Source organism: Kitasatospora sp. NPDC001603 (assembly GCF_040298365.1).
In the GTDB taxonomy this organism is placed as follows: Bacteria; Actinomycetota; Actinomycetes; order Streptomycetales; family Streptomycetaceae; genus Kitasatospora.
This window is the reverse complement of record NZ_JBEPAA010000051.1, coordinates 48,288-57,780: the sequence shown is the minus strand read 5'-3', so window position 1 is coordinate 57,780 and position 9,493 is coordinate 48,288. Positions and strand designations below refer to the sequence as shown.

At 76.7% G+C, this 9,493-nt stretch carries 6 protein-coding genes; 5 read left to right on the top strand and 1 reads right to left on the bottom strand.

What is annotated here, in order from left to right; all coding sequences use genetic code 11:
- Nucleotides 1-98: 98 nt before the first annotated feature.
- Complete coding sequence (locus ABT263_RS27305) at nt 99-1,412, bottom strand: alpha/beta fold hydrolase (protein WP_352294245.1); 1,314 nt, start codon at nt 1,410-1,412, stop codon at nt 99-101.
- A gap of 747 nt (nt 1,413-2,159) precedes the next feature.
- On the opposite strand from ABT263_RS27305, the gene ABT263_RS27300 reads away from it, so the two are divergent.
- From ABT263_RS27300 to ABT263_RS27280, 5 genes are all read left to right on the top strand, one after another.
- Nucleotides 2,160-4,301 (top strand): amylo-alpha-1,6-glucosidase, encoded by a 2,142-nt coding sequence (locus ABT263_RS27300; protein WP_352294253.1) that lies wholly within the window; start codon nt 2,160-2,162, stop codon nt 4,299-4,301.
- A 162-nt stretch (nt 4,302-4,463) separates the two neighbouring features.
- Nucleotides 4,464-5,222, top strand: a complete 759-nt coding sequence (locus ABT263_RS27295) for an NUDIX hydrolase (RefSeq protein ID WP_329489860.1) — start codon at nt 4,464-4,466, stop codon at nt 5,220-5,222.
- Nucleotides 5,223-5,570: 348 nt separating this feature from the next.
- A complete protein-coding gene (locus ABT263_RS27290; protein ID WP_352294243.1) occupies nt 5,571-7,283 on the top strand; it encodes a DUF8746 domain-containing protein in 1,713 nt (570 codons plus the stop codon).
- A 3-nt stretch (nt 7,284-7,286) separates the two neighbouring features.
- Nucleotides 7,287-8,192, top strand: a complete 906-nt coding sequence (locus ABT263_RS27285) for a hypothetical protein (RefSeq protein WP_352294241.1) — start codon at nt 7,287-7,289, stop codon at nt 8,190-8,192.
- A 230-nt stretch (nt 8,193-8,422) separates the two neighbouring features.
- Entirely contained in the window at nt 8,423-9,355 is a 933-nt protein-coding gene (locus ABT263_RS27280) for a FadR/GntR family transcriptional regulator (RefSeq protein ID WP_352294239.1), read from the top strand.
- Nucleotides 9,356-9,493: the final 138 nt, after the last annotated feature.

Here is a 9,493-nt window from a genome sequence, read left to right as displayed (position 1 = left end):
CCGGCCCCGCCTGGCGCCGTGACCCCCGGGGGGTGGGGGGCCCGGGTCCCCCCGCCGGCCGGCTCGGGCCGTCGACCCGAGCCGGCGGCCCGAGACCGCTACACCTCGCCGCGGGCCATCGCGATCAGACGGTCCAGCACCTTGCCGCCGCTGACCCGGAGCCCGTCGTGCTCCCACTCGTTGGTGACCCACGTCCGCAGGCCGCGTACGGCCCGGGCGGTCTCCAGCGAGTCCGCGGTGTCGACGTACATGTCGTCGTGGTAGACCGCCGCCACGACGGGCACCTCGTTGACGGCCAGTCGGGCCGGGTCGTACAGGTCGGCCCAGTCGGTGCGGGCGGCGAGCAGCTCCGCCGTCTCCTTCAGCGGGCGGAGCGCCGGGTCGGTGTCGAACAGCCAGGGGTAGATCATCTCCCCGGTGAACAGCACCGGGGCCCCCGATTCCAGCGCAGCCCCGGCGTCGAACTCGGGGAACTCCTTGCGGACGCGCTCGGCCGCCCAGCCGGTGCCCGCCCCGTCCACCGACCGCTGACCGTAGATCGATTCGTGCAGCACGGCGTACAGCGGCCCCTCGGCGAAGGAGACCTTCGCCTGGACGCCGGCCAGGAAGGTGTCGGACAGCTCGGGCCCGGCGACGCCTTCCACCCAGGCCTCCTCCAGCAGGTAGTGCAGGCTTCCGGAGCCGCTGCCGCCGCCGAGCATCATGCCGAGGCCCTGGAACGCCTGGACGGTGAGCAGCCCGCCGTCGGGCAGCGTGGCGGGGGAGTCGGCGAGGTGGGCGGCGATCCGCCGGACCGCTTCGACGTCCTGCGGGAAGCGGGCGTAGTGCTCCTCGTTCTTGCGGACCACCCGGGGGTAGGCCGCCCGGTATACGTCGTCGGCCGAGCTCCGCAGGCCCGCGAGACCGCCCGTGACGAAGGCCTCGTGCAGCCCCTCGGGCGCGATCGACAGGTAGGTGAGGAGGCAGAAGCCGCCGAAGCTCTGGCCGAGCACGCTCCAGCGTCGGTCGTCGCCGAGCAGTCGGCGCCGGATCAGCTCGGCGTCCCGCACGATCGAGTCCGCGCGGAAGCACGCCAGGTAGTCGGCCTGCTTCTGGGCGCCGCCGCGCCGGGCGAGGGTCTGCCGGTTCGCGGGCGTGGACCGCCCGGTGCCGCGCTGGTCGAGCAGGAGCACCCGGTAGTCGTCGAGGGCGCGCTCCAGCCAGCCGTCGCGGCCGAGCGGGCGCCCCGCCTTGCCGCCCGGTCCGCCCTGGAGGAAGAGCAGCCAGGGCAGGTCGTCCTTCTCGCGGCGCGCGGCCACCACCTCACGGGCGTACACCTCGATCTGCTCGCCTTGGGGGGCGGAGTGGTCGAGGGGCACGCGGAAGACGTGGTCGGTCGTGACAATCCCGGGCAGCCGGCTGGCGGTGGACATACAACTCCTCGGTATGTGTCTGGTTCACAGCCGTCACGCCGCCGCTCACGGTGTTGCCGGTGCGGGCGCCGCAACCCCCGCACCGTATCCTGACGGCGGTCGGACACGGGTTCGACGGTTGCCGTTCACGACCGTCCGCCCGAGGAGCCGCGCGAGGCTGTACGACAGCCGCGGCACCCGTGGGCCGGGCCCGTCACGGCACCGGCCCGGAGCGCCGGCGGCCCGGCGGCGGCACGACCGCCCGGTACCCCGGTGCGGCAGGCCGAAGTGACGGTTCGGGCGTTACCTGCGGCCGGTCCGCGGCGTTCACCCCGGGGGCACTGTGCCCGGACGGACACCGGGCTCCCGCAGCCGGACGACGCCGCGCCGCGAGTACCGGGGTGCGGCCCGCCGACGGTGCCCGGGGCGCCGATCGGCCGACGGGCGGCCGGCAGAAGGTGGCCGCCCCGCGCCCGTCCACGGCGGGACCGGGGCGCCGATCGGGACACGGTGTCACCGGTGCGACCGGGCAAAGGCCGTGACGAAGTGCCGGGCACCAGCGGGTGCCCGGGAAAGGCGAACCTCGGTACCCCGGCGGCACCGGGCACCGCATGGCACGGCCCGGCGACGGGTACGGCCAGACACGGCAGACACGCCGGCGGGAACCCCCGCCGGCCAGGCATCATCAGCACGCGATCGAGCGTGCTCGCGGCCCACCGGCCCCACCGGCCACCGGACCGCCGAGGGGAGGAGAGTCCGGTGACCGCCATGAGGCCACCACAGGCCATGCCGGCCGAGAGCGTGGTCGGTGCGCCGAGACCGGTCGGGCGTCCCGACCAGGTACCGCCGGGCATGCCGGGCGGCGCACCCGCCGGCCCGGCCCGGTCGGCGGCGCCGCCGCGTCCGCAGCCCGCCGCAGTTCACCACGCGGTGCTCTGCGTCAACGCCCCCTCGATGGCCGCCTCCGGTCCGGACGGACAGCTGCGCGGTCAGGGCCTCCACGGCTTCTACCGCTCCGGAGTCCGGGTCCTGGCCCGGATGGAACTGCGGATCGGCGGCATGGAGCCGCTGCCGCTCCAGGGCACCCTGACCTCGGCGGCGCAGGCCCGCTTCCTCGGAGCCGTCCGGATCCCCGGCGACCTCGACCCCGATCCGGCGCTCACCGTCGAACGGCTGCGCCATGCCGACGGGATCGAGACGGTCACCGTCCGGAACACCGGCAGCAGGCCGGCCCGGCTGCCGCTGGAGATCGCGCTCGGCACGGACCTCGGCCCGGTCGGCGAGATCGCCGCCGGGCACCGGCCGCCGGACCTGCCCGGACAGGTGCAGTCCGCCGGGCTGCGCTGGGCCGGGCCGACCCACAGCGCCGTCGTCAGCGCCAAGCCCTCGCCGCACGCCGTGCTGGCCGGCGCCGGAGTGCTGCGCTGGGACCTGGAGGTGCAGCCCGGCGCCCGGTGGTCGGTCGAGCTGCGCACCGAGCTGGAGAGCACCACCCCCGGTCCCCGGCCGCCGGGCGGCCGCGGCACCGGGGTCCCGCTGCCGTGGTCGGAGCCGGAGGTCCGCAGTGACGACCCCCGGGTCCAGTCGCTGGTGCCGCGCGCACTGGACGCCCTCGGCGGCCTGCTGTTCGCCGACCCGGACCGCCCGACCGACCTCTACCCGGCCTCCGGCGCGCCCTGGCGCTTCGGACTCGCCCCGGCCGACGCGCTCTGGGCGGCCCGGCTGATGCTCCCGCTGGGCACCCGGCTGGCGGCCGGCACCCTGCGGGCACTCGCCCGCCGTCAGCAGCTCGCGCCCCCGGCCGGCCAGGGCGGCCCCGGCCAACGCCCCGAGGGGCTGCTGCCCGGGGCGCTGCGGCACGGCGGTCCGGAGCTGCCGCCCACCTGCACGGCCACCGAGGCGACCCTGCTGTTCGTCACGGTGCTCGCCGAGGCCTGGCGCTGGGGCCTGCCCCGGCACGAGGTGGCCGAGCTGCTGCCGGCCGCCGAGCGGGCGCTCGGGGCGCTCCGCGACGGCCTGGTCGACGGCTTCGTCACCGACCTGAGCCGTCCGGTGGAGGAGCGCGCCGCCCATCCGGTGGCGGCCCGCGCCGAGGTCCAGGCCCAGGCGCACCGGGCCGCGCTGCACGGGGCCGAGCTGCTGGACGCCTTCGGCCGCCCCGGCGCCGAGGAGTGGCGCTCCTGGGCGGCCGGTCTGCGGGGGCGCTTCCGGGACCGGTTCTGGATCGACGACCTCTCCGGCGGCCGTCCGGCGGCGGGCCTCGCCCCGGGGGGTCAGCAGCTCCCCGCCGTCGCCTCCTCCTTCGTCCACCTCCTCGACCCGGGGCTCTGCGCCGACGGCGGCCGGCACGAGAGCCTGCTCGACCGCGAGCAGACCAGGGTGCTGGCCCAACGGCTGGCCGCGCCCGAGCTGGACAGCGGCTGGGGCCTGCGCACGCTCAGCGCCAAGTCGCCCCGGTTCAATCCGCTCGGCCACCGCAGCGGGGCGGTGCGGGTCCATGAGACCGCCCTCGCGATCGCCGGGCTGGCCGAGGCCGGCCACGAGAACGAGGCCGGCGCGCTGCTGGAGGGCCTGCTCGGCGCGGCCGCCCACTTCGAGGGCCGGCTGCCCGAGATGTACGCGGGGGAGCAGCGCGTCCCCGGTTGCCCGCCGGTGCCGCACCCGACCGCGTGCCACCCGGCGGCGGTCTCGGCGGCCGGGGCCGTGCACGCGGTGTTCGCCCTCGCCGGGGTGCGCCCCGACGTACCGGGCGGCCGGGTGCTGGTCCGGCCGGCCAGCACGGCGCCGCTGGGCGAGCTGCAACTGACCGGGCTGCGGGTGGCGGGCGAGCCGTTCTCGGTGCGGGTGAGCCGGATCGGCGTGGCGATGGTCGAGGAGGCGTCCGCGGAGCTCCAGCTGGTCGCCCGCTGACCGCCGAACCGCGCCCCGGTCGGGCGGGGCCGCCCGCCCCGCCCGACCGGCCGGCCGCCCAGAGCCGGGCACGGGCAGGGACGGGCCGGGGGCGCGGACGGTCAGGCACGCTTCGTGCGCGGGCCTGTGCTTATCGTCAGAGAGACGACTATGATCGTCGCCATGTCGCGTTATGACCCGTCGGCCTTCCCCCCGTTCGCTGTCACGGTTGACCTGGTGGTCCTGACGGTGCGGGACCACGCGCTGTGCGCCCTGCTGGTCCGACGGGGCGAGCCCCCCTTCCAGGGCTACTGGGCCCTGCCGGGCGGCTTCGTCCGCCTGGACGAGGGCCTGGCCGAGGCGGCGTCCCGGGAGCTGGCCGAGGAGACCGGTCTGCGCGCCTACTCCGCTCCCGGCCACGACGCGGCGGGCCCCGGTGCGGCCGGCGCCCACCTGGAGCAGCTCGCGACCTACGGCCATCCGCAGCGCGACCCCCGGATGCGGGTGGTCAGCGTGGCCTACCTCGTCCTGGCGCCCGACCTGCCGACCCCGCGGGCCGGTGGCGACGCCAGCGGCGCCCGCTGGGCCCCGGTCGCCGAACTGCTCGGACCGAGCCCGGTCGACGGCGTCCCGCTCGCCTTCGACCACGGGCTGATCCTTGCCGACGGCGTGGAGCGGGCCCGGTCCAAGATCGAGTACTCCTCACTGGCGACGGCGTTCTGTCCGCCCGAGTTCACCGTAGGCGAGCTGCGCCGGGTCTACGAGGCGGTCTGGGGCGTGGTGCTCGACCCGCGGAACTTCCACCGCAAGGTCACCGGCACCCCCGGCTTCCTGCTGCCCTCCGGCGGCACGACCACGCGCCAGGGCGGCCGCCCCGCGCAGCTGTTCACCCCCGGCGGCGCCACCGTGCTCAACCCGCCCATGCTGCGCCCGGAGTCCTGAGCGGGCCTCCCGTCCAGCCCCGGGCCCGCGCCCGCCCTCCCGGCCGCCGGGCTACCGGTGCTCGCGGCGCCCGACACCCGCAGAGCCCGACGCCCGCGGCGCCCGACACCCGCAGAGCCCGGAACAACCGCGACGCCCGGAACCGCTCGCCCGATCGGTGCGACGGTGACTCCGTCGCAGGATCGGATTGTCCCCTGATCGGGTGAGGTGCGTGGGCAGCGGGCCTGTGCCGCTCCCGTAATGCCCGGAATCGCCGCTCCGGCCCCCTAATGTGCTGGCGCGGGGCCGTGCGGGCACGGCCCCGTGTCGCGCAGACCAGGTCGGCCGAGGGCACGGGAGCAGCCAGCGATGATCCAGATCACCGGACTGACCAAGGTCTACCGCAGGGGTGTCCCGCCGGCGGTGCTCGACCTGACCTTCGACGCCCGCGCCGGCTCCGTGACGGCACTGCTGGGTCCCGAGGACGCGGGCAAGTCAACCGCGTTGCGGCTGATGCTCGAACTCGAACGCGGCCAGGGCGTCACGCTCTTCGACGGCCGCACCTACCGTCGGCTCCGCCGCCCGGAGCGCGAGGTCGGCGTACTGCTGCCGGGCCCGGGCGGTGCCGGCGGCGCGGTCGCCGGGCACCCCGGCCGAAAGGCCGTCAGCCACCTCCGGATGCTGGCGGCGGCCGTCGGAGTCCCCGCCCGGCGGGCCGACGAACTGCTGGAGCAGACCCGGCTGGCGGCCGTGGCCGGGCAGCGGCTGCGCAGCTTCTCGCCCGGCATGCACCGGCGGCTCGCCCTCGCCGCGGCGCTGCTCGGCGACCCGGGCACCCTGATCCTCGACGCGCCCACCGAGGGGCTCTCGCCGCGCAATGTGGAGTGGTTCCACTCCTTCCTCCGCTCGTTCGGGGTCGCCGGCGGCACGGTCCTGGTCACCACCCGCACGCCGCAGGAGGCCTCCCGGCTCGCGGACCGGGTGGTCACGCTCGACCAGGGCCGCCTGGTGGCCGATCAGCCGGTGGAGGAGTTCTGCCGCACCCGGCTCAGCCCCGAGGTCGCCGTGCGTGGGCCGCAGATGGCCCGGCTCGCCGATCTGCTGGCGGCCCAGGGCGCGGCGGTGCGCCGGGACGGCGGGGCGGGCCTCGCGGTGGCGGGGATCGATCGCACCGAGATCGGTGAACTCGCCTACCGGCACGGCATCCTGCTGCACGAGCTCGCCGACCGGGTGGTCGAGCAGCCCGCTCCCCGGGTCACCCTGCCCACGGCCTCGGGGCGGTCGGGTCGGCTCCGGGTCAGGTCGGCGCAGGCCGAGCACCGCCCGGCCGATCCCAGGTCCGGGCGCCTGGCCGAGCCCCGTTCGGCGGAGCCCCGCCCGGCGGAGGCGGCGGTGGAGCCCGAGGCCTCCCCGAGCGAGTCGGCGCAGGTGCCCAGGCCGGCCGCGGGCGCGGCGGGCACCGGCGCGCTGCCGGTCCTCGCGCTGCCTTCGTCGTCCGCCGCGGCCGCGGCCGCCGGTACCGTCGCGGTCGCCGCCGCGACGGCCCTGTCGGCGGTCGCCGCGCGGGCCACCCGGCGCACGCCCCAGCAGGGCCAGCAGGGCCAGCAGGGCCAGGAAACCCGGCAGGGCCGGGAAAGCCGGCAGGACCGGGAAGGCCGGCAGGACCGGAAGTCACGGGCGCCCCGGGACCCCCACCCGCCCCGCCGGCCCGAGCCGACAACCGCCGAAGCTCCGAACACCGGCCGCACTCCCGAGGTCGCCGGCACCCCCGCGACCGCCGGTACCCCCGACACCGCCGGCACCCCCGCGACCGCCGGTACCCCCGACACCGGTGGGGTCATCGAGAGCGCCGACACCGCGCCGACGGTCGTCGTGGACCGCCTCTTCCGGGACGGCCTCCGCGGACTGGCCCGGTCCGGCAGCGCCCCGGACCCCGGTGCCCGCGCCCGGCGCGAGGACGCCGACGCCGGCGACCTGATGACCGCCGACACCGTCCGCCTCGGCCGACCGCTCCCGGGCACCGCCCCCGACGCCCCGGACACCCCCACCACCCCCACCACCCCCGACCACCGGAGCGAGTGAACCGTGCGTGTACTGGCCTACGAGCTGCGCCGGCTGCGCGGCCTGCGCTCCACCTGGCTGCTCCTCACCGCCGTGCTGCTCTGCGACGCCGCGGTGGCCGCGGTGCTGGCCGCCCAGACTCCCGCCGGGCCGCTGGCCGGGTCGGCCGGCGTGCGGCTGCTGACGGCGACCGTGCCGCTGATCCCGCTGCCGTTCGCGGCGCTCGGCGCCGGGTTGCTGGGCGCGCTCTCCTACGGCCACGAGGTGCGCCACCCGGGGCTGGCGGCCTCGCAGGTGTCGTATCCGCGCCGGGTGCGGCTGCTGCTGGCCAAGCTGGTGGTGATCGCCCCGGTGGCCGGGCTGCTGGCGCTGGTCACCCTGCTGATCGACACCGTGGTCGTGCACTTCGCGCTCCCGGACGGGGTGGCGGTGGCCGCCTGGTCGGAGCCGGCCGCCCTGTCGGGCCGGGTGTCCGAGGCGCTCGCCTCGGCCGGCTTCAGCGGGCTCGCGGACCTGCCCGGGGCTTTCGCCCCCGCCGCGCTCGCGGCCGGCCAGGGGGTGCCCGCCGCCCTGCTGGCCTTCGTCCTGCTGGTGGTCGTGGCGGGCTGGACGGGGGTGCTGACGGCCTCGCTGACCCGCAGTGCCGCCGCGGGGGTGCTGCTGCTCTGCGCGCTGCCGCCGCTGCTGGAGTCCGGGGTGGCCCTGGTGCTCCGGCAGACCGGCACCGCCTGGCCGGCCCGCGCGACCGACCTGCTGCCGTTTCAGTCCGGCGTCGAGTGGGCGTACGGATGGGTGTACGGCGGGGACGACCGGGTTGCCGAGGGCGGTTCGGTGCTGACCGACCCGGCGCTGCTGGCAGCGGTCGCGGCGCCGGCGCTGGTGCTGCTGCTCGTCTCGCTCCTGGTCCAGGCCCGGCGGCGGGCGCTCTGAGGCGACGGGCGGGCGTGCGGGCCGGTCGGGCGCCCGCCCGCGCGGCTCCCGGCGGAGGCCGGTCGAAAGCCTCGCCGAGGGCCGGGAGGCCACCGGGAAGCCACCGGGAAGCCCCTCGCAAGGCCCGGACCGTCGCTGACGGTCTGCCAAGATCGACCAGCAGTGGCCGTAATGTGCGGTTCTTCCTGATAAGAAGTCAATTATCCAGTCACGGTCGATCACCCTTTCGTGTGCTTTTCACGAGAATTCTCAAGCTGCGCCCGCCGATCGCCGACAAAGGACTTGTGAGTACCCTTGCGCACCCCACCATGACCCCCGCCCGTTCCGCCGAAGGTGCCATCCCCGGCGCCGGCGACCTGGACCGCTTCTCGTACGCCGACCGGCCGACCCCGCCGGCGCCCCGCTGGGAGGGCGCCGAGTCGGATCTGGGCCGGGTCGGCCGCAAGACCACCAGCAGTCGTGGCCGAGGCCTGCACGGCCAGCTCGTGCAGCAGCTCGGTCAGATGATCGTCTCGGGCGACATCGGTGCCGACCGCCCGCTCGTCCCCGAGGAGATCGGCCAGCGCTTCGAGGTCTCCCGCACCGTCGTCCGCGAGTCGCTGCGCGTGCTGGAGGCGAAGGGCCTGGTCAGTGCCCGGCCGAACGTGGGCACCCGGGTCCGGCCGGTCGGCGACTGGAACCTGCTCGACCCGGACATCATCGAGTGGCGCGCCTTCGGCCCGCAGCGCGACGAGCAGCGCCGGGAGCTGTTCGAGCTCCGCTGGGCGATCGAGCCGCTGGCCGCCAGGCTCGCCGCGGGGCACGGCCGGGAGGACGTCCAGCAGCGGCTGGTCGAACTGATCGAGATCATGGGCCACGCCGCCGCCCAGGCCGACCTCTCCACGTTCTCGCGGGCCGACGCCGAGCTGCACGCCCTGGTCCTGCAGATGGCGGGGAACCGGATGCTGGAGCACCTCTCCGGGATCGTCTCCTGCGCCCTCCAGGTGTCGGGCGGCCCGCCCACCTCCTGCGAGCGCCCCTCGGAGGCCTCGGTCAGCCTGCACGCCCGGCTGGTGGACGCCCTCGGCACCGGCGACGGCACGGCGGGCGAGGCCGCGGTGCGGGCGCTGCTCACCGTCCACCCGGAGATCGAGCCGTCCGTCCCCGCTCCCCGGGAGCACTGAGTCGCCCACCCGGCGATCGAGCGGCCCCGCGAACTCCCGGCCCTCCGGCTGCACCGCACGGCGCAGCCGGAGGGCTTCTTCACGCCCGGGCCCGGCCGTCGGACGCCCGCTCCGCCGTGAATCGCTGTGATCCGCCGT